The organism is Pedobacter sp. WC2423, assembly GCF_040822065.1.
GTDB lineage: Bacteria > Bacteroidota > Bacteroidia > Sphingobacteriales > Sphingobacteriaceae > Pedobacter.
In genome coordinates this window covers 5,755,167-5,778,497 of sequence record NZ_CP162005.1, presented here as the reverse complement: position 1 = coordinate 5,778,497, position 23,331 = coordinate 5,755,167, and the positions used below count along the sequence as shown (strand labels likewise).

The window sequence follows — 23,331 nt, the reverse complement described above, 5'->3', positions numbered from 1 at the left end:
TCGTTTTCAACTTATGGCAAAAAGATACCTTATACTGAGTTTTTTTTTAATCCTGTCTACACAAATTAAGGCACAACAATACGGGCTGTTTAATACCAAAACATTATTTGATGCTTTTGAAAATCCAGCTCAGAAAGCTTTTGTACTTGATTCCTCCCGGCAGTATGCATCGAACTTTCTGCTTCCTTATTTTGGATTAAATGCGGCCAATAAAGGAGCTTCGAATTTCGCACTCCGGACCTTGATTAATGGTGATAAATATAACACTGCAGGTATTCCGATTGACAATGGAAGAAATCAGGGCTATCAGACTTCTAATGTTTATTTGTTCACTTTCCGGATTTTTAAATCTTACAAAGATCACCAGGAGTTAGGTTTTTCCTGGCAGATGAGATCGGATGCTTTTGTGGATTATACGAATGCGACACTGGTTGTTTTTGATGATTTCAAGAAAATCAATAAAAGCATGAGCTCGCCTTTCAATGGCAATGGCTATGGTCAGTCTTATCATCAGTTTAGTATGAACTATAGAGAAAACGTATCTAAACAACTCGCTTTTGGCGTAAAGTTAAGTGTGTTAAGCGGCATAACTTATAATAAAATCGATATTACCAGTTCTGATATACAGTTTAATCCAGCGGCAGGGCAACTCACTGTTAATGTTGGCGGAACTTATCAGTCCAACTTTCTCCGGGCAAAAGAACTGAGTACAAATACATTGATGCCTGATTTTAAAAATCCCGGACTTTCATTGGGTTTTGGTACCACCTATACTTCTAAAACAGGTTACTTTTTAATGGGAAGTGTGAAAGACCTTGGTTTTATCAGGTGGAATAAAAATTCTCATTCTATTGCTGTTCCTGAAGGTCAGGACATCACGTTACAAGCAGGAGAAAATGGAAATGCCTTACAAAGAAGGTTAGAAGATCTATTTATCAGCAACGATCAGCGAAAAGGTTTTTACACCGCCACAAATGCTAAACTTGATTTACTGGTCTCTAAAAGATTCGACTTCTATACCCCAAACTTCATTGTGTCCAAAAACATCTGGAACAAGGGTGGAGACATCGCTTTAGTCAACAATTTTGCTTACAATGAATTCTCAGTCAGCCTTTCTCCTGTTTACAACTTAAACGGCTTTATGATGTTAGGTACACAAGCCAAATATCAAACTCCGAACTTTGAGTTTTTTTTAGGCAGTGACAATGTCTTAAAATCAGCAGCCTATAAACAGCAGCCAGACCTCACAAACAACAGCTATGCAGGCGCTTCTGTATATATGGGAGTCGGTATTAAATTCGGTAATACAGTGGAACACCCTCAAAACAGCAGTTACATGCCGGGAGTTGGTGATGACCTGGACAGAAAAGGATTCTTTGCTAAATTATTCGGGGTATTTAAAAAGAAACAGTAGTCAGACTTTCTTTTTAGCCTGGGTCACTACAAAATCTTTCAGATAGTAAGGCTCAAAGTAAGCTACGTCCTCAAAATGATCAGCTTTAAAAGCATTATAGGCCAATAAACTCATATTGGCCGCAGAATTAAAATTAAGATCAGAGAAAGCCGCATTCGGAGAAATAATAGCAGCACTGCATTTCATTGCCCCATCACCTATAAAAGTGATCTGGTGTGTATTCAATTGCTCCTGGTAGGAAGTCTCCTCAATAATTTTAGCTTCAACAGGTAATACTTCATTCAGCTGAGTATCGTATAATCCGGTAAAGACCTCCATTCTTCTGGCGTCAATCATCGGGCAAACTAAACCTGTATAGCTTTCTGCAGTTTTCAAAAATCCCTGTGCCATCATTCTCAGCGTTTCAACTCCGATCAGCGGCTTATCCAAAGCAAAACAAAGTCCTTTCGCCGTAGATACACCAATTCTTAGCCCGGTGTAAGAACCTGGCCCTTTACTCACAGCAACTGCATCCAGCTGTGCATAAGTCAATCCCGCTGTTGCCATTACTTCCTGAATAAACAAAGTCAGGCTTCCTGCATGAATATTCTGTGCAGCAAGTTCTTTTACTGCAATCGTCTCTCCGTTGACAGATAATGCAGCAGAGCATACCTGTGTAGCTGTTTCTAGTTGAAGTATAGTAACCATTAAGACAAATATAGTAGATTTAAAATTTAGACAGATCTGATGGATTAAGGAACAGGATCATGTCCGTGTTTTCCCCAGGGATGGCAACGTCCGATCCGTTTAAGTGTTAACCAGCCACCTTTAAAAGGCCCGTGCTTTTTAATGGCTTCCACTCCGTATTGAGAGCAGGTAGGCGTAAAACGACAGCTTGCGCCCAGTAACGGAGATAAGAACAGCTGATAAAACCTGATCAGTGCCAAAAAGAGCCAGCCGATGATTTGCTTAATCAGTTTCATCTTCTGGAGTTAAAGGTACTGGTTTTTCAGCCGCAGCAGCAGTTACAGCTTTGGCAGGCGGGTCAACAGTCAGGATCAGTCTTTTTAAAGCATTAGCCAGTTTCTTTTCAAAAAAGGCATAATCATAGTGTTCCTTTCCAACAAATTGGAGAGAGAGCAATAACAATTGATCCGGATGATTTAATAAGGGATAAAGAGCCGATGATTTAAGTATACGGTAAGCTTCACGTGTTCTGCGCTTGATCAGGTTTCTGTCATGCGCACGCTTGAATCGCTTTTTAGATACATTAACCACTACCTGTACAGGGAAAGCATTTTTCTCCGGTATAAACAGATAGGAAACCCGAAAGGGATATACTAAAAAAGAAGAACCGTTCTTAAATAGCAGGTCTAATAATTTCCTGCTGCATAACCGTTCTTCTTTGGTAAAATTTTTCATGTTTTTGATCGCAGATTTGCAGACTAAATGATCTGCCAGCACCAGAGGTGCTGCAATCAAAATTATGCTTTGTGACGACGTTCGTCAGAAACTGATAATTTTCTTCTTCCTTTTGCACGACGAGAAGCTAATACTCTTCTACCGTTTGCTGTAGCCATTCTTTCGCGGAAGCCGTGTTTGTTTCTTCTCTTTCTTTGCGAAGGTTGGAATGTTCTTTTCATAACTGTATGATATCTTAACTATTATTTTTTAATTGAGAGGTGCAAATATAATGTGATTTTTTCTTAAATGCAAATACATGCAGCCTATGTTTTCATTTTTATTTGTGATCGCTGTGTTAAAGGTGTTTAAATTTCTATAAACCAAGGGCAGCCTTGAGCTTAACATAGCCCGTTTTGCTGACAGGCAGCCAGATATCAGATTTCAAAAGTACGATATAACTATCTTTTTCCTTCAATTCAATTTTAGTGACCTGCGCCAGATTAATCAGATAAGAGCGGTGAATCCGTATAAATTGTTCACTATCCAGTGTTTTTTCAAAAAAACTCATGGTCTTATTTTTATAAAAAATCCCTTCTGTAGTACTTAATTTCACATGGTCGTCATCAGCTTCGAGGTAATGAATATCCGTCACTGCAATAATTTTGATCACCCCATTATTTTTAACCACCACCCTATTGTGCTGCGAAGGGCTCTGTGCGGCTGTTTCGAATAAATTCCGGGTAAGCTCCGGCTGCTTTAATTTTGCAGGAAGCCTTTGCATCGCCTGCTCAAACCGCTCCTGTTCAATCGGTTTTAATAAATAATCGACAGCATTAACTTCAAAAGCTTTAATGGCAAATTCGTCAAATGCAGTCGTAAAGATAACTGCTGGTGGATGCTCTACCAGCTCCAGCATCTCAAAACCATTGATTTTAGGCATCTGTATATCCAGAAAGATAAAGTCGGGACGGAAAGCCGCAATTGCTTTGAGCCCTTCAAAACCGTCATTGCATTCCGCAACAATCTCTATATCAGGGAAGCCTGTCAGATAATGCTTTACAATATCCCGCGCCAGCGGCTCATCATCAATCAATATCGTTGTGATCATAATTTCTGTGGTATTTTAAGCATAGTTATATATTTATTATCCTCTGTAGAGGAAGTTTGCAGTAAGGTATTATCTGCAAAAAGCAAATAGAGCCTTCTGCGGATTGCAGTGAGTCCAAAGCCTGTACCGTCAGTAGCTTTCGTTTCCGGGTCATAAGGATTTTCTACCCTGATCACCAGCAGGTTATTCTCTAAAGTGACCAAAACAGAAATCAAGATCGCTGATGCGGTATTGTACAGTCCGAATTTGATAGCGTTTTCCACAATAGGCTGTAGTAATGTACCCGGTAAGGAAAGGTTTAAAGTATTTTCAGCAATCTGAATATCAAGATTTAAGCGGTGACTGAACCTCACCTTTTCAATATCCAGGTACAATTGGATATAGTCCATTTCTTCAGCCACGCTAACCCATACTTCATCATCTCTTTTCAAGGTACCTCTTAAAAAAGAAGCTAATTTTGTAATCATTGTCCCGGCTTCTTTTGGATTTACAATGGTCAGCGCGTAAACAGAATTTAAGCTATTAAACAAAAAATGGGGTTGCAACTGATGCCTGAGTTTGTTCAGCTCTGCTTCCTTCGCTAAATTCTGAGCCGTAAACAAACGTTCCTGCATTTCAGATTGCCCTTCCAGGCGGTACCATAATACATTCACAAATGCACACCAGGCCAGAAAAACGAAGATGACAATAAACCTGAATACCAGTGATAAGTTCAAAAAAATCAGATAAGTACGGTCATGCACAAAAATACCAGTTAACAAGCAGCGGCAAGCCCAGGTAACCAATACAGAGAGCGCAATAGCCATTACGATGACAAACAATACAATTTCATCCTTTGGCTGATAAAATCTCAGTACCATACTAATCACCCCACAACAGAGTGCTAAAAGCGTATTAGTGATTAAACTATCAGCAATTGACACCACCCAGCTAAAATTTAGCGTATAAAAAAACAGTAGAACGAGTGCAGTTGTCCAGGCTACAAAGAGTATGGCTGCGGTTTTTTGTGCTTTTTTAGTTAACAAAGGGTTACTGGTCAAAATATCTGGTTTAAAAATTACTGATGCTCACTCCACCAAATAAAACTACTCCTTTTATTGTAATTATTTTTAATGGTTCGCTGTTTACCGGATTAATGGTGCGGCTGTCATCCAGCCCTCCGAATATTGGGCTCACTTGTGATTCCACGACCCATCCCGGCGGAATAATTAATTTAATTCCTCCAAATATGGCTACAACTTCAATAACTACCTGATCAGAAAAATCGGCCTGTGTCAGATCCAGTTCACATCCTCCGAAAACAGAAACCACCTCACCACCTTTAAAATTCTTGGAATAGATTTGTTGTTTGCTGCCACTAAATACATTTACAGAATCTACAAAATCATTTTCGGCAGGCTGGGTTCTGGCATAAGGATCTGAAGTTTGATTGTTAGGATCAGCTGGATCAGTCTGCGGACCGGCAGCGCCTGTTTGCCAGCCCCCCGGATGATTCCATGGACCTGACGCACCTGGTGTACAACCGGCTCTTTTGAAGTCTTCAAACCTCTTTTCCCACCTTTTTTTGCGCGGGCTCACAGGTTTAAAGATCACAAACAAGCCCAAAATTATAAATCCGGCTCCGATATAATATTGCGTCATGTTAAAATCAATGAAGTTCTGCAAGTTAAAATAACCACCTACCAGTATCATAATCAGCCATCCTCCGCCATGAAATTTACGTTTAAAGCCAATCACCAGACCTATTAAGATTAATAAAGTAGGCCAGCTGAATACCCAGTCAGGTACATTAATCCCAAAATTACGCAGTAAAAAGACAGCGCCGATGATCAGCAGAATTAAACCACTCCATACTCTGTTAGAACGGTTTTTATATTTATAGTTTTCCATAACCTTAATGTTCATTTATCAGGATCAAAACTAAGGAGTAAATATGCATTGTTAAATAGGGATCATTCCTATAGCCGTAAAACCCCGGTGAACATCATTTTTTTGCCGGTGAACAATTATGCGTTACTTTGAGAGATACTAAAAGATATGAAAAAGAAACTCCTCCTGTTTGCGTGGGTTCTGATCCCTGCAGCCTTATTTGCCCAGAATAATGATCAATCTTATCAGATATTTGAGACAAAAACGAGAAAAGCGATCAGTGCAGAACAGCTGATTAAAAACATAAAAAAAGTCGATGTACTGTTTTTCGGTGAGGAACATAATGATTCAACCGGACATGTACTGGAAGCACAGCTATTCAGTAAAATGCTCCGGACCTATCCAGGCACAGCACTTTCTTTAGAAATGTTTCCGACCGATGTACAACCAGTGCTTAATGAATATCTGAGCGGTGTAATTGCTGAAAAGAATTTCATCAAAGAGGCGCGTGCCTGGAACAATTATAAAGATTATAAGCCATTGATTGAGCTGGCGAAAGAAAATAAAGCAGACGTGATCGGCGCCAATGCAGCGACCAGGTATAGCAATGCAGTTACTTTGTCAGGGTTAAATAAGCTGAATGATTTCCCTGCTGCTTCTAAAGAATTCTTACCACCACTGCCTATTGATACAGCAACAGGGAGATACTATGAAAAGTTTGTAAACACGCTTGGCGGACATAACATGGGTGGGATGAAAATCTATCAGACACAAAATTTATGGGATGCTTCCATGGCCTGGTCTATAGCTAAATACCATAAGTTAAACCCAAAGAAAAAGATATTCCAGGTGAACGGAAGGTTCCATAGTGATGAAAAACTGGGCGCTTTTGCGCAGCTTAAAAAATACGCACCGAACTTAACGCTGGTCAATATTTCATGTTTTGCAGCTCAGGGTGCGACAGAACCAGACTGGACAAAACAGGCAGAATTGGGAGATTATATCATTCTGACAGGTAAGTAACGAAATAAATACGTTGGGTAGCTGAAACAAAAAAAGGCCATCCCATAAGCTTACAGGATAGCCTTTCCTTTTGGATATTACTTAAATATTCCTGGTTTTCAGTAAGTCTCTGATTTCGCCTAACAAAACTTCTTCTTTTGTTGGAACTGGCTCAGCTACAACAACTTCCTCTTGTTTACGTTTCAATTGATTGATCGCTTTTACCATTAGAAAAATAATGAAGGCCAGAATCACGAAGTTAATCACTTCTGTGGCGAAATTTCCCCATGCAAACACAGGCCCTGCTTTTCTTGCCTCTTCCAGAGAGGCCGCAGGATTAGCAGCAACAAATGCCCTCACTTTATCGCTTAGTGGAATATAATAGTTTACAAAGCCCTTATCACCAATTAATAAGCTGATAGGAGGCATAATTAAATCATTAACCATTGAGGTTACAATCTTACCAAATGCCCCTCCAATAATCACACCGACTGCCAGGTCGACTACATTGCCTTTGATGGCAAATTCCTTAAATTCTTTTACAAAACTCATAGTATTTAATTTTTCATGGTGTTCAACTGTTAATAAAAATATAAACTTTATTAAGAAAACAAAGCTTTTTTGTTGAAAAACACATTCAAACACAATATTCGTTCCACAATATGGTTGATATATAAACCAAATGCTTATTTTTGAAACGGGTCACAATACCTTTTCTACAAAACATGCTTAAACAACATTTACAACAAAAATTACTTCAAAAGTTATCGCCTCAACAAATTCAGTTTATTAAACTGTTGCAGGTGCCTACTGTTTCCCTTGATACCAGAATAAAAGAAGAGTTAGAAGAAAATCCGGCGCTCGAAGACCCAAGTTTAATGATCGCGGAGGAACCTAAAAGTGAATATGATGATTTGAATGATTCTCCTGATGATTTTGACGGGGGTTCAAAGGAAGAAAGTACTGATGAATTTAATGTAGATGATTATTTACAGGATGATGGCGGCAATGATTACAGCACTTCTTACAATAACAATGACGATGATGAGGAAAAGAAAGAAACTCCGATAGCTATTGAGAGTACTTTTTTTGAAAGTCTTCAGGAACAGCTTGATTTAGTTCCTTTATCAGATCAGGACTTTATTATTGGTAAACAGATTATCGGCAGTTTAGACGACGACGGTTATCTGCGCAGACCAATTACTTCCATGATTGATGATCTTGCTTTTTCACAGAATGCAATGGTCGAAGAAGAAGACGTACTGGAAATGCTGAAAGTAATTCAGAGCTTCGATCCTCCGGGAATTGCAGCCAGAGATTTACAGGAATGCCTGACTTTACAATTGCGCAGAAAAGATCCGCACAATCCTATTATCCAGAAAGCGATCATGATCGTAGAAAATTACCTGGATGAATTTACCAGAAAACATTACGACAAACTTGAAAAGTCATTAGGCTTAAACAGTGAAGATTTAAAGGAAATTATTGCAGAAATCCTTCGGCTAAACCCGAAACCAGGAGACTCAAACCAGGTGACAACCAAGCAATTGCAAGTTATCCCTGATTTCCATATTTCGAACAATGACGCTGTTCTTATTTTGACTTTAAACTCAAAAAATGCACCGGAGTTAAGAGTGAGCCGTTCTTACATAGACATGTTCCAGCATTACGACAAAGCTGCGCAAAAGGACAAAAAACTAAAAGAGGCTGTACAATTTGTGAAGCAGAAACTGGATTCAGCGAAATGGTTTATTGATGCCATTAAACAACGTCAGCAAACTTTGTTAAAAACAATGAATGCCATTATGCAATATCAGTATGAATATTTGCTGACAGGTGATGAACGTAAAATGCGTCCGATGATCCTGAAAGATATTGCTGATAAAATTGATATGGATATTTCTACTGTGTCAAGGGTAGCAAACTCTAAATATGTACAAACAGAATTCGGGACTTTCTTGTTGAAGTCTTTTTTCTCGGAAGCTATTCAGACTGAAAGCGGTGAAGAAGTATCGAATAAAGAAGTAAAGAAAATTCTGGAAGACTGTATCGGTAATGAAGATAAACGCAAGCCACTGGCAGATGAGAAACTAACCGAAATCCTAAAAGAACAAGGTTATAATATTGCCCGCAGAACAGTTGCGAAATACAGAGAGCAAATGAATATTCCTGTAGCCAGATTGAGAAAAGAACTTTAGGCCGGTGTGCAGTGCCAGGCAGGCTTGTGCCCGCTGGCTGATGATTGGTGATTAAAAGCAAAAAGGCACGTGCATTTGCCTATACCTTTTTGCTTTATACTGACTTAAGAAAGTAAGTTTTGTCTAAGCAGGAATTCCAGTTGTTTATTGGCAACCAGCAAAGCTTCGGTAAGCTCTTTATTTTCTTTCCTCAGCGCATAAATTTCATACGCCTTTTCGATGTTGATCCTCAGATCTTCGTCCATCCATGGTTTTTGAATATATTTATAAACCTGACCTTTGTTGATGGCATCAATTACTGCGTTGATATCCGCATAACCGGTCAGCAATATTCGGATCGGATCGGGAAAATCCGGAATTATTGATTCCAGAAATTCGATACCAGTGGTAACCGGCATGCGTTGATCGGTTATAATTACATGAATAAGTTCAGTTTCTAATACCTTCCGTCCCTCCACAGCAGATTCAGCCGTAAAAATGTTGAATTTCCTTCTAAAGCCGGCTTTAAAAGAATTAAGATTATGAACTTCATCATCCACATAAAGCACATTAATTGGGGTGTCGGAATTCATTGTTATTTATTGGATTTTTTTGTTAAATATATTGCTTTTATAAATTCTAAAAAACTAATTTCGGATAAAAATTATTTCTAAATAATAATTGATCAATTTTACACAAAAGCTCACACAATAAAGCAAAAATGGATAAGATTAATTCTAGTGTTAATGCTCCTGACCATTCCATGATATACCGCCCGGTTTATTTCAGATTAATCAATCCGGAGGAAGGAGAAAAGCTTAAAAACTTAATCGCCAGTAACCCTGCCCTGCTTATTTATGACACCATTTTAAGCCAGCTTGCAGAACTCATTAGACTGAATAATCCGCAGCAAAAATTAACTCCGGATCAATCTGCGGCACTGGTTGCAGCACACCTGAAAACTGATGCAGACCAATACGGTGTATGGGTATATTATCCATGGTCAAATAAATTGGTACATACACTTGATGAACAGGAATTTGCACAGGTGAGAACAAGCAGGAATGTGTATAAAATCACACCTGAAGAGATCCAGGTCCTGAAGCAAAAAAAGATAGGAATTATTGGTTTATCTGTAGGACAGAGCATTGCTTTAACATTGGCTATGGAACGGACCTGCGGAGAACTCCGCCTGGCCGATTTCGATGAAATTGAGTTGAGCAATATGAACAGAATCAAGGTAAATGTACAGGACCTTGGTTTAAACAAATCCATTGTAGCAGCCAGACAGATTGCTGAGCTTGATCCATTCATCAATGTTATCTGTTTTACCGAAGGTATCACGCTGGATACTATTGATGAGTTTTTTACCGGAAACGGGAAACTGGATATCCTGGTAGAAGAATGTGATGGGATTGACATCAAAATCCTTGCCCGTATCAAAGCTAAGGCATTGGGAATTCCGGTAGTCATGGATACCAATGACAAAGGAATGCTGGATGTAGAACGTTTCGACCTGGAGCCGGAAAGACCAATTTTCCATGGAAAAGTAGCCGAGCTGGAAGCATTAAGCGCAGATCAGCTTACAGAAATGTTAAATAAACTGACTATTCCTGAAAAAATAGGGTACCTCGGAAAAATCATAGGTTTTGAGAATTTATCTCCGGCCATGATGAAATCGGTTGGGGAGATGAACAAAACTATTGTTGGCTGGCCGCAACTTGCTTCGGCAGTAACTTTGGGTGGAGCTATGGTTACAGACATCAGTCGTCGCATATTGCTTAATCAATTTAGCACATCAGGAAGGTACTTTGTTGACTTCGACGAATTGTTTACTGATGAGTTGAATACAATCACTAATATAAACGGAGACAATGATACACATTAGAACATTCAGAGCTCCGGACGATCCGGAAGCCTGCTCAAAATTTATTGTCGGCCACAAACGCTTACTTGAACTTTATGGCATCACCCAGATTACTTCAAACAAACAGGATTGGGTAGAGGATCCAAAGACCATGGTCATCTTAGTGGAAGATAAAGAAACTAAATTTGTGTACGGAGGTGCAAGGATCCAGATTCAAACAGCTCAGTATGAATTGCCTATTGCCTCTGCAATTGGTAAATACGATCCGAAAATATATGACATGATCAATGCGGATGAAGACCGTGGTGGAACCTGTGAATTATGTGGGTTATGGAACTCAAGAGAAGTTGCTGGTATGGGTATTGGAAGCCACGTGCTGGCCAGAGTAGGTTCTGTGCTTGCTGCAAAACTGCCTATCGTAAGCTTATTTGTATTATGTGCCCCTGTTACAGTTAGAATGGGAAAAAGAGTAGGCTGCGTGATCGAAACCTCATTAGGTAACAATGGTTTGTTTTACTATCCTAAAGATGACCTTGTGGCCACTGCAATGCGGTTAAGAAATCCATTTGATTTGAGTAATGCCGATGATTCAGAACGTGAAAAAATTCTTTCCCTGCGTGACAATCCGCATCAGCTTTTTGAAGAAAGAGGCCCAAAAGGTATGTACCAGTTAGAATATAATTTAGACATCCCAAATCTGCATGATCCTGTTTAAAAAAATACTATTTTTAACAATAGCACTGCTATGCAGTGCCGTTCTCACCTATTCAGCGACACAGGACAGTACGCTTGTCTTTAAAAACGAAAACAACATTTTAAAGATTGAAAATGGTATATCCATTTTCAGAGATCCTGCAAAATCATTAACTATCCAGGAGGTTATCGGCCGCAAATTCGAATATCTCAATCAGAGAGTCCCTAATCTGGGTATCACTTCAGATAAAATATGGATAAAATTTACAGTAGATAATCAAAGTCTTGCAGAAAATTTAATGCTCGTTGTCGCACAGCCGGCAATTGATAGTATTACCTTGTACAGACTGGATAACCATAAGCTTTATGCCTCTTCAAAATTAGGAAAGTTTAAAGCCTTTCATGCCAGGTTAGTCGATAATCCGAACTATATATTTCCGGTTAACATGGCCAGAAATAAAAAAGAAACCTTTTACATCAGTGTTAGTTCTACAGACCAGATCCAGTTGCCTATTTCTTTAGGCACACCCAAAGTAGTACTGGTCAATGATAACAGCAAGAATATCCTGTTTGGGATCTATGCCGGAATTATCATTATCATGATTTTGTATAACCTGTTTATATCCTTTACGGTAAAAGATCCAAGTTATATTTATTACATCTTCTATATCTTCTTTGTGGGTTTAACGCAGGCCACTTTTCAGGGTTATGCATTTAAATTCCTATGGCCGGATAGTCCATGGCTGGCCATAAACAGTTCTTTTCTGGTTCCATTTTTCTCAGGTATTACGACAGCACTGTTCTTAAAAAGATTTTTACAAACAAAAGTATACACACCAAAACTGCATATCGGAATTGACCTGTTTGTCTTTTTCTACTTTATAGCGCTTGTCGCCTGGATTTCAGGTGCGCATACCATCAGCATCAAGTCTTTGCAGACCCTGGCTTTATTTGGGTCACTTTATTTCTTGTATGTGGCCAATGTAATCCGGAGAAAAGGTTCCCGCCCTGCCCTGTTCTTTTTGGTCGCCTATACGATCTTTTTATTGTGTGTGGTCATCTTTGTTTTAAGAAATTTCAACCTGGTTGAGTACAATCTCTTTACTTCTTATATTTTAGAAATTGGCTCTGTGATACAAATCACCTTACTTTCGTTCGCACTGGCAGATAAAATAAATGTTTACCGGAAAGATAAAGAGCAATCTCAGGAACAAGCACTAAGAATCTCTAAAGAGAATGAAAGACTGATCCGTGAACAAAACATCGAACTGGAAATTCAGGTGAATAAACGTACAGAAGAATTACAGAATTCGAATCTTACTTTAAACCTGACGCTGAAAGAATTAAAAGAAGCACAGTCACAATTAGTGGATGCCGAAAAGATGGCTGGTCTGGGTCAGCTGACTGCTGGAATTGCCCATGAGATCAACAATCCTATTAATTTTGTAACTTCCAATATCAAACCACTCGGACTGGATATTAATGATCTGTACGATGTGATACAGAAATATGAAGAAATCGATCCTGACCAGGATATCAGGGAACAAATCTCAGCTATTGACAGGTTTAAAAAACAAATTGATATTGATTTTATCAAAACGGAAATTAATTCTTTGCTTTCCGGAATTGGAGAAGGGGCAAAAAGAACGGCAGAAATTATCAGAAGCCTGAAAAATTTCAGCAGACTCGATGAGAATGATACCAAACCTGTAGACTTAAATGAAGGTATAGAATCTACCTTGGTTTTACTCCGGAGCACGGTTCCTTCATCTATCAAAATTATTAAAGACCTGCAGCCCATCCCACTGGTGGAATGCTTGCCTGGTAAAATAAACCAGGTTTTTATGAATCTGATTACTAATGCGCTGCATGCGTTAAAGGTCAAAGAAAATCCGGCAGAAGAAGAGTATATTTATATCACGACTTCTTCGATACCTGATCATGTGGTTATCAGTATTAAAGATACCGGGTCTGGAATGACCGATGAAATCAAACAGAAAATATTTGAACCTTTTTTCACTACAAAACAAGTTGGGGAAGGAACAGGTTTAGGCCTGTCTATTGTTTTCAGTATCATAGAAAAACATAAAGGCCATATAGATGTTGTCACAAAAGTGAATCTAGGTACAGAATTTATTATTACCTTGCCTTTAAACATACAATAATATGACTCGCTCGCCTGTTAAAGTTTTATATATTGACGATGAAGAGAACAACCTCCTCGCCTTCAAAGCAAGTTTTAGGAGACAATATGAGATTTACACAGCAATATCCGCAGCCGAAGGTTTAAAGGTATTAGAGAACCTTCCGGTAGAAGTGATTATTGCTGATCAAAAGATGCCTGAAACTACAGGTGTAGAATTCTTTAAGAGTATAGCACATACCTATCCGGATCCTATCCGCATACTTTTGACTGGTTATACTGATATTGCTGCATTAGCAGATGCGATTAACCATGGTGATATTTACCGATATATCACTAAGCCATGGAATGATCTGGAATTGCATAATTCTATCAAAAATGCACATGATGCTTATAAGTCTAAAATTGATCTGAGAAATAAGATTAAAGAACTGGAAAAGACAAACGATGAGCTGAACCGCTTTATCTATAGTATCTCTCACGAATTAAGGGCTCCCCTGGTTTCGGTCATTGGTATTGTAAACCTGGTGAAAATGGAGGGACTTTATAATTCTAGCGGGGAATACTGGGAATTGATAGAATCCTGTTCTAATAAACTGGATTATTATATACAGAAAACACTTCAGTACTATAAAAACAATAAGAACATCTCTGAAAATTCAGACATCAACTTCAAGACACTGGTAGACGAAATGATTGACCTGTATGCTTACAGCGAAAGAGATACGCAGTTTAACCTGAATATTAATCAGACACATCCATTTATAGGGGATTCGTTCCGGATCGAGGTGATTTTGGGTAACCTGATTTCTAATGCGATCAAATATCATAAAGAAAGCGGACATCATAAGGTGGTGGATATTTCCATAGAAGCAAATTTGCTATCTGCCGAAATATCAATTACTGATAATGGACTGGGTATTCTCAACGAACATCTGGAAAAGATATTTACGCAGTTCTTTAAAACAAAAAATAACAAAGGAAGTGGTTTGGGATTGTTTATAGTCAAGGAAGCTTTAAACAAGATTGACGGAAAAATATCTGTCAGTTCCTCTGTGAATCATGGTACGACGTTCAAAATTACTATTCCCAATGCCAAATAAACCCGAGAGCGCAATAAAAGTGATGCTGATCGATGATAATATCATTGACCTGAAGATCAATTCAAAGATCATTTTTATCTCTAAATTATTCAGCGAAATCATTCAGTGCCAATCTGGAGAAGAAGCGCTCAGTTATTTCAATACGCATTCCAATCAACTGGATAAATTACCAAATCTAATCCTTTTGGATATCCAGATGCCCGAAATGGACGGTTTTGAATTTCTGGAAAACTATAAACGCTTCCCTCCCGAACTCAAAGAAAACTGTGTGGTTGCTATGCTTTCTTCTACGCTTGATTTTGGTGATATCCGTAAGGCAGAAGCGAACCCTTATGTCATCAAACTCCTGAAAAAACCACTTTACCCTGCACACCTGGAAGAATTATACAAGGCATACTTTCCTGTCAGCAAATAAATACCGTTTATGGCATTATTAATGCCTGCTATAAGTATGAACAGGTTTAAAATCATCTTTACATTTTTCTGTCTTTCTCTTGCTTTTACAAGCTGTAAGAAAGATTCCGGCCTTGACCCTTTGTCTAATGTATTGTTTGCCAAGGATGGGGTAATCAGAGTAGAGTGTGCAGATTGTATGCTAGATTACACGGTTATCAACGATCAATATAAGGTTGGCATTAAGAATAGCGAAGACGTTAAATTTAGCTATGTATCTGATTTTGAACTAAAAACAACTATACAATCTCCAAAAAAACAAATGATCAGATTGATCGTCATGGATTCCTACGGAAGAACGGTTTCCAATGAGCTGACTGCTGTAGATGCAGGAGCTCCCAAAACTGATAGTTTCAAAATTAAAATCCAATAATCCGGATATACTCCTATATTAACAGAAAATCCCGGAGAATTGAGAACTCCGGGATTTTTTTATATCAAAAAATTGTGGAATAAAGAATTCACATTGAGGAATATTATACCCAACTACTGAATTCCTCAAAAACAATTAGTTACGACTTAAAATTCCTTTCCTTGCTTCATGGTTAGCTTTCGCCAATTCCAGAAAAGAAGCCTGTGCAGCTTTTATATTCTCTTGTTTACCTTTCCATATTTCTAAAGCAGGCTGATGTAAGGCCCTGGAAAAAGAATATGTAACCGGCCATGGTAATACAGCTTTATAAACTGAGTTAATTTCATTTAGATTTTGTGAAGCAGTCAGCGGATCCTGACCACCAGAAAGGAAGGCGATTCCAGCAACTGTAGCGGGTACAGCGTTACGTAAACAGTTGACTGTTAATTTCGCTACTAAAGCTGAATTGGCTTTATCAGGGGCATCTTTACCCGCAAGAATCATATTAGGTTTCAAAATCAGTCCGCCCAGTTCTACTTTAAGCAGGTACAGTTCCTGAAATAAAGAACGCAATACTTTTTCAGTGACCACTGCGCAGCGTTCGATGGTATGGTTACCATCCATAATCACTTCCGGTTCTACGATGGGTACGATCCCAGCGCGCTGACAGGCAGCGGCATAACGGGCAAGGGCATGTGTGTTACTGACTATACAGGCATCTGAAGGCAGTTCACCATCAATCAGGATCACTCCTCTCCATTTAGCGAATCTGAGCCCCAATGCGGCATAAATGGTCAGTCTTTCCTGCAAATCATCCAGCCCTCTGGTCACTTTTTCTTTAGGAAAACCCGCCAGATCTTCGGTACCTTCATCCAGTTTGATACCAGGGATCACTCCTGCTTTTTTAAGTTCCTCCAGAAATGGAACTCCCGAAAGGGTTTGCTGATGCACAGTTTCATCAAATAATATGGCACCGTTGATATAATCCCCTATTCCCGGCGTAGTAATTAATACTTCGCGATAGGCTCTTCTGAAGGCTTCGGTTTGCGGTATACCAGCAAGTTCAAAACGTTTATTAAGTGTAGCAACACTTTCATCTATAGCTACGAGACCTTTGAAATCGGCAACCATAGCTTTTGCAGTGCTGATCAGTTGTGTGGTTATATGCTCCATAATTATTGCTGCGGATCCTGATCTGATCAGGCTCAACCAAAGAACAATTTGACAAATACAATTGTTTGCGCTAATAGTGTTTGCCCGGTCTGGTGATACAAAAGCCTTTACCGGCTATATTTTTGAGAAATTTCCGGGGTGTAGTTCCTAAAAAATGATTAAAGTCTTTAATCAAATGACTCTGATCATGATAACCATGTGTTTCGATCAGTTCAAAGAGATCAATTTCTTTTTCTTTTTGGTTGACAAGCTGAGCGATCACTTCCTTGAAACGCATAAAACGGAGGATTTCTTTAGGAGAATAACCTGTAAATTTTTGAAAACGCTGTTGTATCGTTCTCACTGATAAAGCAGCATTTGCTGCAATAGCTTTGACAGGCTGTACAGCCGGATCCTGGAAATAAGCCAGTCCGCTTAACAAAGGAATAGCAGACGATTCATTTTCGGCTATAAAAGAAGCGGCGTAAGCTTCGATCAGCTGAATTCTGTCAGTAGTGTTTCCCAATGCAGCCAACTGCTCCCAGAGGTCTGCAAAACAAGTCTTATCAATTAATATATCAGGGTCTATTATTTCATCTGTTGATAATTCATTCACAGGAATTTGAAACAACCGGTAAAAACCATTCAGGGTAAAATTTACAACTATCGCATCTGTTGAAGGTTGTAATTCATAATTCAGCATCTTTTTGAGCGGGCCGATCACAGCTACCCGTTCAATTGGCTTCGTACTTAACATCGCGTCATTAAATGAATAACGGATTGGCGCACCAAAATTGAACAGCATCAACATATCAAAATTGGGAGAAAGATGTTTTAAAACCACTTCAGCAGCGGCTGAGGTATGCAAATGATAAAAATGACTGACCACGTCACTTAAAGGTGCCTGAACTTCATAAAATTCTCCGTCTATTGTTGAGTCTTCCATATATTTACTGTTTAGTCTTCCATCGCAATTTTGTTTTCTTACCATCTTAAGAATGCTGGCAGGCCTGAGTTTGTCTTAACAAATTTAAAGAAATCAGGAATACCCTGCTTATTTATTATCCCAGGTAAATACATTCATAAAACGTTTGAATTTCGCAATTATTGGTTTGATTCTCGTAGGCTCAGCACACAGGATCTCCTTAAATTTACAATCAGAAATAAATGTAAACCCACCATTTAAAGATGACCTTGTGAAAACTCAGAATAACTACATTCCATCTACCCTCCCGACACATCAGATTTCATGTACACGCCTTACTGACCAGACTATTGTGTGTAAATCACCCGATAAAATGAAAGAGATTTATACTGCGCCCGGAGAAGAGCATGAACTGGCTCTTTTATTTCTTGATATCCGCAATTTCACAGCTGCTATGGAGATCAGATCTTCATATGAAGTCATTTTTATGATCAGAAAACTGTTTGTTTTATTTAACCGCTCTATTACCGGGGCCGGGGGCCGGATTATTGAAACCAATGGAGATCGCATTTATGCAGTTTTTGGACTGGATACAACGATCAGAAAAGCAGTACAGTCTTCGGTTAATGCTGCTTATGCCCTATTACGTGATGTAGATGTTTTTAATGCTTCTTATGCACAGCCCTATTTTAACCTGAGTTATGAGGTTGGTATTGGCGTACACCATGGTCAGGTTGTAGTGGGCCAGTATGACCTGGTCAATAAAGAGCAGATGACTGTAATGGGCCTGCCGGTAAATATCGCTTCGCGTTTACAAGGAGAAACCAAAGGACTCAACAATAACCTGATCATTTCTGAAAGTACTTACGGGCTGCTGACCGATCCTAAGGATGCGGAAATCAGAGCTGTCCAGCTCAGGGGAGTTACTGCTGCCATGAATGTGATGTTAATGGGAAATACATTTCATGCTGAAAACCATATTGATGATATGGATCTGAATTATTACCTTGGAATATCCGGTTAATTAAATTCTTTTATCTGAGCTTTACAACAATTAAATTTGAGCTGTACAGCAAATTTACTCCTCCGGTTTATGTGCAGATTTGTTGTATAAAAAAAGATCATGAATAAAGTGGTATTAATTACCGGCGCGTCGGCCGGGATGGGTAAAGAAACAGTAAAACTACTTTTACAGCGGGGATACACGGTTTACGGTGCAGCGCGCAGAGTAGAAAACATGAAAGATATAGCCAGCCTGGGCGCCAGAGTACTGCAAATGGATGTAACTGATGAAGATGCTATGGTTAAGGGTGTGAATGAGATTATCAAGGCTGAAGGCAGAATCGACATCCTGATCAATAACGCTGGTTTTGGTTCTTATGGGGCTGTAGAAGATGTTCCGATTCAGAATGCAAGATACCAGATGGAGGTCAATGTATTTGGCGTAGCCAGATTAAGCCAGCTGGTGATCCCTTTGATGCGGGAAAACAAGTATGGAAAAATCCTCAATATTTCTTCTGTTGGCGGAAAGTTTGCTTTACCGCTTGGTGGCTGGTACCATGCCAGTAAATTTGCTTTAGAAGGTTTAAGTGACAGCATGCGCAATGAGTTGAAACCTTTTGGGATTGACGTGATTGTGATCGAACCCGGGGGTGTCAAATCGGAATGGGCTGAGGTAGCTATGACTAATTTAATGAAGGTATCGGGTCAGGATCTTTATCAGCCTATGGCTCAGAAATTCGTTAACCTGAGTGTAACCCTGGAGCATAAATCTGCCGAACCTATCGTGATTGCCAAATTGATATTGAAAGCAATCGAGGCCAGGAAACCTAAATTCAGATATTCCGGCGGTTATATGGCTGCTCCAAGCCTGCTGCTGAGAAAATTATTGCCAGACCGTATATTTGATCAGCTGACGATGAGTCAGATTAAATAACCTGAACCGATACGAATTAAACTACTGTTCTGCCGCTGTCCTGAATAGCCCATTCGGCCATCAAATTCATTAAAGGGACTAATTCTTTACCTGAAGGACTCAAAGTATAAGTAACAAAAGGAGGGACTACCGGTTCGGCTTTCCTGATCACGAGGTTATCAGCTTCCAGTTGTTTTAAACTCTGAATCAGCATCTTTTCAGTAATGATAGGGATTGCTTTTCTTAATTCACTGTAACGTTTAGACTGTGCTCTGAGCTGATAAATAATAATCGGTTTCCAGTGACCACCAATTTTATTCATCACATAGGTTACCGGACAGGTCAGTGCGGCTAATTCTTTATTCAGGTTAATACTTGAACTTTCTTTAATTTTGGTCATGATACATACTTTGGGGTAAGTACTTGTAAAAAAGTAAGTACAAATATACCTTTGTCTTGTCAATATTAAAAGATTAAACATATGAAAATTACAATAACAGGTTCTTTAGGAAATATAAGCAAACCCTTAGCAGGAATATTGGTTAGTGCTGGTCACCAGGTAACTGTAATCAGCAGCAATGCAGATAAGATAAAAGCAATTGAAGATCTGGGCGCTGCAGCGGCTATCGGATCAGTAGATGATACCGATTTTTTAACCAGGGCTTTTACAGGTGCAGATGCAATTTATACCATGTGCCCGACAAATTATGCAGCAACTGATTTCAGAAGCTTCATGAATACAGTTGGTCAGAATTATGCCGCAGCAATCCGTGCATCCGGAGTGACGCAAGTGGTCAATCTTAGTAGTATCGGTGCGCATTTATCAGCAGGAACAGGCCCGATCAAAGGTTTGCATGATATAGAGCAAATATTTAATGACCTGGAAGGTGTTTCAGTCAAACATATGCGTCCTGCTTATTTTTATGTCAACTTATATGGCAGTGCCGATATGATCAGACATGCAGGTATTATTGGAGGTAATTATGGAGAAGCTACTGAATTAGTGATGGTTCATCCAAAAGATATTGCACTGGCCGTAGCAGAAGAAATACAGCAGCTATTTACAGGCAAAAGTATTCGTTATGTAACCAGTGATGTGCGTACACCAGCAGCAGTAGCAAAGATATTAGGTACAGCAATAGGAAAACCTGATTTAAAATGGGTTGAATTTACAGATGAACAAGCTTATGATGGAATGATCCAGGCTGGTTTACCTGTAGAATTGGCCAGGAATTATGTAGAAATGGGAAATGCCATCAATAGCGGTGTTTTATGGGAAGATTTTAAGGTGAATCAACCTGAATTCTCAGCCATCAAACTGGAAGACTTTGCCAAAGAGTTTGCGGCAGCTTTCTAAGCTGCAGCTATATTAATCAGCAATAAAATGGCAAAGGTACTACAGCACCTTTGCCATTTTTATAGTATTAAGACCGCAATGTGGGTTCTAATCCGGTTGTAATCGCGATTCTGTTCCATGCATTAATCGTAATGATAGCCAGGATGATGTCAGCCAGGTACACAGGATCAAAAACACTTGCTGCATTTTTATAGGTTTCATCAGATACGTGGTTACTAATTAAAGTCACTTCTTCGGTCAATGCTAATAAAGCACGCTCCTTTTCATCAAAAAATGGAGTATCGCGCCATGCCGAAAGTGCATAAATCCGTTGTTCTGTCTCCCCTGCTTTACGTGCATCCTGCGTATGCATGTCTATGCAAAAAGCACATCCGTTAATTTGAGAAGCTCTGATTTTGATCAGCTCTCTGTGAATAGCGGTCAGGCTTGTGCTTTCCATGTATTTTTCAAGGGCCAGTATGGCACGATATCCTGCTGGTTGTACTTCGTTGATTTTACTTCTGTTGCTCATGTCTTTGTTTTTTGAGATGATCCTTTTTGATAAAAGTTGATAGTTAAAAAGGTTAAAACAAAGATCAGGAATGCAGGAGCTCAAAAAAATGAACTGCAGTTAAGAAATTACCATTCCTTTTTAGCGCGCAGGCGGCTTAAAAATTGTGGAGTAAAGCCAAGATAGGAAGCCAGCATGTATTGAGGGACCCGCTGAACGAAACCAGGATAGAGTTTAGAAAAATGCCGGTAACGCTCTTCTTCAGTCTGATTAAAAATGAAGCCTATTCTGCGCTGAGCGGCAACAAATGATTTCTGCATCATGATCCTGAAATAGGTTTCTAAAAACGGGATCTCTTTAAACAGACTGATCCGGTCTTTCTCCTGCAGCAAGAGCAATTCAGTTTCTTCTATAGCCTGAATATAACAAGCAGAGGGCTGATTGTTCAGCAAACTGTCCTGATCTGCAATCCACCAGTTTTCAATACCAAAATGGATAATTTGTTCATTGAGTTTCTGATTGATCAGAAATTGACGCACGCATCCTTTAATGATAAAATAATTCCCTTTACACAGTTTGCCAGGTTCAAGTAAAAACTCTTTTTTCTTCAGTTTTTTGAGTTCCAGCTTTTCACAAAATTGCTGCTGCTGCCGGGGACTTAACTGTACGTACTTTTTGATATGGTCTAAAAGCTCCTGATACATCTTGATACAATAAATTTATAATGCCTTTGGGTTCCGGTGTTTCCCTCTCCAGAATTTATACCAGTTTTTATTGGCTGGATAACTGCGGTGAGGAGTCGCATTGTTACAAATAACAGCAACAATAAACAGGATCAGTACTCCTGTAAATATCGGGCTCAGTACGTAGAAATAACCTAGCGCATTAATTTTAGCTGTTCCGGTAGTCGCAATCAGTGCCGTTGCCCCGCCCGGAGGATGAAGGGTTTTAGTGATCTGCATCACGACAATAGAGAGTGAAACCGCCAGGGCAGAACTTAACCAGACTTCTCCGGGAATCAGCTTATGCATGGTCACGCCTGCAATTGCACTGAGTACATGCCCGCCAATTAAGTTGCGTGGCTGCGCCAAAGGACTGTTAATGATCCCGTAAATCAGTACAGAGGAAGCACCAAAAGAACCGATCATAAAAAGGTTCTCGTAGGCAGTGAAGTATTTACTGTTGATGAATCCAATAATTGCTATGCCCAAAAATGCCCCTATAAAAGTCCATAGGTGCTCTCTGAAATCGATTAGTGTTTCTTTATAAAAGATATATTTCGCTTTCCTGACGTGCCTTCTTATTTTATGTTTCATAAATCTGCGGCAAAAATAAACCTTTTGGGAGGAAACAACTGCATATAAAATAATAGCGGAGTCAGAAAACTCCGGTATTATTTTATAATGCGTTAAAGAAAATGGCCAGTGAGATTATCATTAAAATAAATGATTCATTGCAGGATCTTAACTCCGATAGTTAATAATAATTTTTCTTTTAAATAAGGTAATTAAAAAATTAATATTAATTTATTATATTTTTTATTAAATAATTTGTAATTTCCCTTCTAGTATTCAAACAAACACATGATAGAGACGCAGATTGTCAGCAAAAAAATTCAATACCTCCGGCGGCAGAAGGGCTGGAACCAGGGTTTCCTGGCAGAGAAACTTAAACTTTCGGTTCCTGCAATTTCTAAAATTGAAACCGGCATGACTGATATTAATATAACCCGGTTGATACAGATCTCCGAAATATTTGGTGTCAGCCTGGTGGAACTCCTTTCCCCGGATGAAAAGTATATGCCTTCGGCAGCATATCAGGAAGCAGGTGCAATAAGAGCAAAACTTATGCTGAGAGAGGATGAAATTAATCAGCTGCAAAAAAAGATAATTGATCTTTATGAAATTTGCAAAGGATATTAAAGGCCG

Annotated in this window: 28 protein-coding genes; 13 read left to right on the top strand and 15 right to left on the bottom strand. The window is 39.1% G+C overall.

The window, feature by feature from the left end; genetic code table 11:
- Nucleotides 1-13 precede the first annotated feature (13 nt).
- Nucleotides 14-1,414: a DUF5723 family protein gene (locus tag AB3G38_RS24330; RefSeq protein WP_367866286.1), complete on the top strand. Its 1,401-nt coding sequence runs from the start codon at nucleotides 14-16 to the stop codon at nucleotides 1,412-1,414.
- On the opposite strand, the gene tsaB is transcribed toward AB3G38_RS24330, so the two are convergent.
- From tsaB to AB3G38_RS24295, 7 genes are all read right to left on the bottom strand, one after another.
- Nucleotides 1,415-2,101: a tRNA (adenosine(37)-N6)-threonylcarbamoyltransferase complex dimerization subunit type 1 TsaB gene (gene tsaB / locus AB3G38_RS24325; RefSeq protein WP_367866285.1), complete on the bottom strand. Its 687-nt coding sequence runs from the start codon at nucleotides 2,099-2,101 to the stop codon at nucleotides 1,415-1,417. It lies immediately after the preceding gene.
- A 44-nt stretch (nucleotides 2,102-2,145) separates the two neighbouring features.
- Nucleotides 2,146-2,376 carry a membrane protein insertion efficiency factor YidD gene (gene yidD / locus AB3G38_RS24320; protein ID WP_367866284.1) on the bottom strand — a complete coding sequence of 77 codons (231 nt, stop codon included), beginning with the start codon at nucleotides 2,374-2,376 and terminating at the stop codon, nucleotides 2,146-2,148.
- Complete coding sequence (locus AB3G38_RS24315; RefSeq protein ID WP_367866283.1) at nucleotides 2,363-2,815, bottom strand: ribonuclease P protein component; 453 nt, start codon at nucleotides 2,813-2,815, stop codon at nucleotides 2,363-2,365. The genes yidD and AB3G38_RS24315 overlap by 14 nt, the downstream gene beginning before the upstream one ends.
- 62 nt (nucleotides 2,816-2,877) lie before the next feature.
- Nucleotides 2,878-3,036, bottom strand: coding sequence for a 50S ribosomal protein L34 (gene rpmH, locus AB3G38_RS24310; protein WP_083251894.1), 159 nt, complete (start codon nucleotides 3,034-3,036; stop codon nucleotides 2,878-2,880).
- Between the two features lie 134 nt (nucleotides 3,037-3,170).
- Entirely contained in the window at nucleotides 3,171-3,905 is a 735-nt protein-coding gene (locus tag AB3G38_RS24305; protein WP_367866282.1) for a LytR/AlgR family response regulator transcription factor, read from the bottom strand.
- On the bottom strand, nucleotides 3,902-4,945 hold the full coding sequence (locus AB3G38_RS24300; protein WP_367866281.1) for a sensor histidine kinase: 1,044 nt from the start codon (nucleotides 4,943-4,945) through the stop codon (nucleotides 3,902-3,904). Before AB3G38_RS24300 ends, AB3G38_RS24305 begins: the two co-directional genes overlap by 4 nt.
- Nucleotides 4,946-4,955: 10 nt before the next feature.
- Nucleotides 4,956-5,795 carry a DUF5668 domain-containing protein gene (locus tag AB3G38_RS24295; protein ID WP_367866280.1) on the bottom strand — a complete coding sequence of 280 codons (840 nt, stop codon included), beginning with the start codon at nucleotides 5,793-5,795 and terminating at the stop codon, nucleotides 4,956-4,958.
- 147 nt (nucleotides 5,796-5,942) lie between these two features.
- On the opposite strand from AB3G38_RS24295, the gene AB3G38_RS24290 reads away from it, so the two are divergent.
- Complete coding sequence (locus tag AB3G38_RS24290; RefSeq protein ID WP_367866279.1) at nucleotides 5,943-6,797, top strand: ChaN family lipoprotein; 855 nt, start codon at nucleotides 5,943-5,945, stop codon at nucleotides 6,795-6,797.
- A gap of 81 nt (nucleotides 6,798-6,878) precedes the next feature.
- On the opposite strand, the gene mscL is transcribed toward AB3G38_RS24290, so the two are convergent.
- Complete coding sequence (mscL, locus tag AB3G38_RS24285; protein ID WP_367866278.1) at nucleotides 6,879-7,328, bottom strand: large conductance mechanosensitive channel protein MscL; 450 nt, start codon at nucleotides 7,326-7,328, stop codon at nucleotides 6,879-6,881.
- 173 nt (nucleotides 7,329-7,501) lie between these two features.
- Here mscL and rpoN point away from each other — a divergent pair, with 173 nt between their 5' ends.
- A complete protein-coding gene (rpoN, locus tag AB3G38_RS24280; RefSeq protein ID WP_367866277.1) occupies nucleotides 7,502-8,974 on the top strand; it encodes an RNA polymerase factor sigma-54 in 1,473 nt (490 codons plus the stop codon).
- Nucleotides 8,975-9,078: 104 nt separating this feature from the next.
- Here the strand turns inward: rpoN and AB3G38_RS24275 are convergent, their stop codons facing one another.
- Nucleotides 9,079-9,546: a response regulator gene (locus tag AB3G38_RS24275; RefSeq protein WP_068401605.1), complete on the bottom strand. Its 468-nt coding sequence runs from the start codon at nucleotides 9,544-9,546 to the stop codon at nucleotides 9,079-9,081.
- A 128-nt stretch (nucleotides 9,547-9,674) separates the two neighbouring features.
- Between AB3G38_RS24275 and AB3G38_RS24270 the strand changes: the two genes are divergently transcribed.
- Genes AB3G38_RS24270 through AB3G38_RS24245 form a run of 6 tightly spaced genes read left to right on the top strand, consistent with a single transcriptional unit; the run spans nucleotide 9,675 to nucleotide 15,585 of the window.
- Nucleotides 9,675-10,841: a ThiF family adenylyltransferase gene (locus AB3G38_RS24270; protein WP_367866276.1), complete on the top strand. Its 1,167-nt coding sequence runs from the start codon at nucleotides 9,675-9,677 to the stop codon at nucleotides 10,839-10,841.
- A complete protein-coding gene (locus AB3G38_RS24265) occupies nucleotides 10,828-11,535 on the top strand; it encodes a hypothetical protein (RefSeq protein ID WP_367866275.1) in 708 nt (235 codons plus the stop codon). Before AB3G38_RS24270 ends, AB3G38_RS24265 begins: the two co-directional genes overlap by 14 nt.
- A complete protein-coding gene (locus tag AB3G38_RS24260) occupies nucleotides 11,522-13,678 on the top strand; it encodes a 7TM diverse intracellular signaling domain-containing protein (protein ID WP_367866274.1) in 2,157 nt (718 codons plus the stop codon). Before AB3G38_RS24265 ends, AB3G38_RS24260 begins: the two co-directional genes overlap by 14 nt.
- Nucleotide 13,679: 1 nt before the next feature.
- A complete protein-coding gene (locus AB3G38_RS24255) occupies nucleotides 13,680-14,759 on the top strand; it encodes a hybrid sensor histidine kinase/response regulator (RefSeq protein WP_367866273.1) in 1,080 nt (359 codons plus the stop codon).
- Nucleotides 14,749-15,174: a response regulator gene (locus tag AB3G38_RS24250; protein WP_367866272.1), complete on the top strand. Its 426-nt coding sequence runs from the start codon at nucleotides 14,749-14,751 to the stop codon at nucleotides 15,172-15,174. Before AB3G38_RS24255 ends, AB3G38_RS24250 begins: the two co-directional genes overlap by 11 nt.
- Nucleotides 15,175-15,183: 9 nt before the next feature.
- Entirely contained in the window at nucleotides 15,184-15,585 is a 402-nt protein-coding gene (locus AB3G38_RS24245; RefSeq protein ID WP_367866271.1) for a hypothetical protein, read from the top strand.
- Nucleotides 15,586-15,720: 135 nt separating this feature from the next.
- Here AB3G38_RS24245 and AB3G38_RS24240 read toward each other — a convergent pair whose 3' ends face one another.
- The gene (locus AB3G38_RS24240) at nucleotides 15,721-16,737 is read right to left on the bottom strand and encodes a class I fructose-bisphosphate aldolase (RefSeq protein WP_367866270.1); all 1,017 of its coding nucleotides are present in this window, start codon (nucleotides 16,735-16,737) and stop codon (nucleotides 15,721-15,723) included.
- A gap of 70 nt (nucleotides 16,738-16,807) precedes the next feature.
- A complete protein-coding gene (locus AB3G38_RS24235; protein WP_367866269.1) occupies nucleotides 16,808-17,662 on the bottom strand; it encodes a helix-turn-helix domain-containing protein in 855 nt (284 codons plus the stop codon).
- Nucleotides 17,663-17,912: 250 nt separating this feature from the next.
- Between AB3G38_RS24235 and AB3G38_RS24230 the strand changes: the two genes are divergently transcribed.
- Both AB3G38_RS24230 and AB3G38_RS24225 read left to right on the top strand, forming a co-directional pair.
- Complete coding sequence (locus tag AB3G38_RS24230) at nucleotides 17,913-18,665, top strand: adenylate/guanylate cyclase domain-containing protein (protein ID WP_367866268.1); 753 nt, start codon at nucleotides 17,913-17,915, stop codon at nucleotides 18,663-18,665.
- A gap of 99 nt (nucleotides 18,666-18,764) precedes the next feature.
- A complete protein-coding gene (locus tag AB3G38_RS24225) occupies nucleotides 18,765-19,577 on the top strand; it encodes an oxidoreductase (protein WP_367866267.1) in 813 nt (270 codons plus the stop codon).
- A 16-nt stretch (nucleotides 19,578-19,593) separates the two neighbouring features.
- Here the strand turns inward: AB3G38_RS24225 and AB3G38_RS24220 are convergent, their stop codons facing one another.
- Nucleotides 19,594-19,956 carry a winged helix-turn-helix transcriptional regulator gene (locus AB3G38_RS24220; protein ID WP_367866266.1) on the bottom strand — a complete coding sequence of 121 codons (363 nt, stop codon included), beginning with the start codon at nucleotides 19,954-19,956 and terminating at the stop codon, nucleotides 19,594-19,596.
- 81 nt (nucleotides 19,957-20,037) lie between these two features.
- Between AB3G38_RS24220 and AB3G38_RS24215 the strand changes: the two genes are divergently transcribed.
- Entirely contained in the window at nucleotides 20,038-20,913 is an 876-nt protein-coding gene (locus tag AB3G38_RS24215; protein ID WP_367866265.1) for an NAD(P)H-binding protein, read from the top strand.
- Between the two features lie 67 nt (nucleotides 20,914-20,980).
- On the opposite strand, the gene AB3G38_RS24210 is transcribed toward AB3G38_RS24215, so the two are convergent.
- The 3 genes from AB3G38_RS24210 to AB3G38_RS24200 form a co-directional block, all read right to left on the bottom strand.
- On the bottom strand, nucleotides 20,981-21,424 hold the full coding sequence (locus AB3G38_RS24210; RefSeq protein ID WP_367866264.1) for a carboxymuconolactone decarboxylase family protein: 444 nt from the start codon (nucleotides 21,422-21,424) through the stop codon (nucleotides 20,981-20,983).
- A gap of 107 nt (nucleotides 21,425-21,531) precedes the next feature.
- A complete protein-coding gene (locus AB3G38_RS24205; RefSeq protein WP_367866263.1) occupies nucleotides 21,532-22,107 on the bottom strand; it encodes a Crp/Fnr family transcriptional regulator in 576 nt (191 codons plus the stop codon).
- Between the two features lie 15 nt (nucleotides 22,108-22,122).
- Entirely contained in the window at nucleotides 22,123-22,719 is a 597-nt protein-coding gene (locus AB3G38_RS24200; RefSeq protein WP_367866262.1) for an HPP family protein, read from the bottom strand.
- A 267-nt stretch (nucleotides 22,720-22,986) separates the two neighbouring features.
- On the opposite strand from AB3G38_RS24200, the gene AB3G38_RS24195 reads away from it, so the two are divergent.
- Nucleotides 22,987-23,325 carry a helix-turn-helix domain-containing protein gene (locus AB3G38_RS24195; RefSeq protein ID WP_367866261.1) on the top strand — a complete coding sequence of 113 codons (339 nt, stop codon included), beginning with the start codon at nucleotides 22,987-22,989 and terminating at the stop codon, nucleotides 23,323-23,325.
- Nucleotides 23,326-23,331 lie beyond the last annotated feature (6 nt).

What these genes read in the sequence shown, in the direction of transcription:
- AB3G38_RS24275 (WP_068401605.1), bottom strand. Translation starts at nt 9,546, where the DNA reads ATGAATTCCGACACCCCAATTAATGTGCTTTATGTGGATGATGAAGTT.
- AB3G38_RS24220 (WP_367866266.1), bottom strand. Translation starts at nt 19,956, where the DNA reads ATGACCAAAATTAAAGAAAGTTCAAGTATTAACCTGAATAAAGAATTA.
- rpoN (WP_367866277.1), top strand. Translation starts at nt 7,502, where the DNA reads ATGCTTAAACAACATTTACAACAAAAATTACTTCAAAAGTTATCGCCT.
- rpmH (WP_083251894.1), bottom strand. Translation starts at nt 3,036, where the DNA reads ATGAAAAGAACATTCCAACCTTCGCAAAGAAAGAGAAGAAACAAACAC.
- yidD (WP_367866284.1), bottom strand. Translation starts at nt 2,376, where the DNA reads ATGAAACTGATTAAGCAAATCATCGGCTGGCTCTTTTTGGCACTGATC.
- AB3G38_RS24255 (WP_367866273.1), top strand. Translation starts at nt 13,680, where the DNA reads ATGACTCGCTCGCCTGTTAAAGTTTTATATATTGACGATGAAGAGAAC.
- AB3G38_RS24265 (WP_367866275.1), top strand. Translation starts at nt 10,828, where the DNA reads ATGATACACATTAGAACATTCAGAGCTCCGGACGATCCGGAAGCCTGC.
- AB3G38_RS24295 (WP_367866280.1), bottom strand. Translation starts at nt 5,795, where the DNA reads ATGGAAAACTATAAATATAAAAACCGTTCTAACAGAGTATGGAGTGGT.
- AB3G38_RS24305 (WP_367866282.1), bottom strand. Translation starts at nt 3,905, where the DNA reads ATGATCACAACGATATTGATTGATGATGAGCCGCTGGCGCGGGATATT.
- tsaB (WP_367866285.1), bottom strand. Translation starts at nt 2,101, where the DNA reads ATGGTTACTATACTTCAACTAGAAACAGCTACACAGGTATGCTCTGCT.
- AB3G38_RS24195 (WP_367866261.1), top strand. Translation starts at nt 22,987, where the DNA reads ATGATAGAGACGCAGATTGTCAGCAAAAAAATTCAATACCTCCGGCGG.
- AB3G38_RS24330 (WP_367866286.1), top strand. Translation starts at nt 14, where the DNA reads ATGGCAAAAAGATACCTTATACTGAGTTTTTTTTTAATCCTGTCTACA.
- AB3G38_RS24200 (WP_367866262.1), bottom strand. Translation starts at nt 22,719, where the DNA reads ATGAAACATAAAATAAGAAGGCACGTCAGGAAAGCGAAATATATCTTT.
- AB3G38_RS24225 (WP_367866267.1), top strand. Translation starts at nt 18,765, where the DNA reads ATGAATAAAGTGGTATTAATTACCGGCGCGTCGGCCGGGATGGGTAAA.
- AB3G38_RS24210 (WP_367866264.1), bottom strand. Translation starts at nt 21,424, where the DNA reads ATGAGCAACAGAAGTAAAATCAACGAAGTACAACCAGCAGGATATCGT.
- AB3G38_RS24270 (WP_367866276.1), top strand. Translation starts at nt 9,675, where the DNA reads ATGGATAAGATTAATTCTAGTGTTAATGCTCCTGACCATTCCATGATA.
- AB3G38_RS24245 (WP_367866271.1), top strand. Translation starts at nt 15,184, where the DNA reads ATGGCATTATTAATGCCTGCTATAAGTATGAACAGGTTTAAAATCATC.
- AB3G38_RS24260 (WP_367866274.1), top strand. Translation starts at nt 11,522, where the DNA reads ATGATCCTGTTTAAAAAAATACTATTTTTAACAATAGCACTGCTATGC.
- AB3G38_RS24315 (WP_367866283.1), bottom strand. Translation starts at nt 2,815, where the DNA reads ATGAAAAATTTTACCAAAGAAGAACGGTTATGCAGCAGGAAATTATTA.
- AB3G38_RS24240 (WP_367866270.1), bottom strand. Translation starts at nt 16,737, where the DNA reads ATGGAGCATATAACCACACAACTGATCAGCACTGCAAAAGCTATGGTT.
- AB3G38_RS24290 (WP_367866279.1), top strand. Translation starts at nt 5,943, where the DNA reads ATGAAAAAGAAACTCCTCCTGTTTGCGTGGGTTCTGATCCCTGCAGCC.
- AB3G38_RS24205 (WP_367866263.1), bottom strand. Translation starts at nt 22,107, where the DNA reads ATGTATCAGGAGCTTTTAGACCATATCAAAAAGTACGTACAGTTAAGT.
- AB3G38_RS24250 (WP_367866272.1), top strand. Translation starts at nt 14,749, where the DNA reads ATGCCAAATAAACCCGAGAGCGCAATAAAAGTGATGCTGATCGATGAT.
- AB3G38_RS24235 (WP_367866269.1), bottom strand. Translation starts at nt 17,662, where the DNA reads ATGGAAGACTCAACAATAGACGGAGAATTTTATGAAGTTCAGGCACCT.
- mscL (WP_367866278.1), bottom strand. Translation starts at nt 7,328, where the DNA reads ATGAGTTTTGTAAAAGAATTTAAGGAATTTGCCATCAAAGGCAATGTA.
- AB3G38_RS24215 (WP_367866265.1), top strand. Translation starts at nt 20,038, where the DNA reads ATGAAAATTACAATAACAGGTTCTTTAGGAAATATAAGCAAACCCTTA.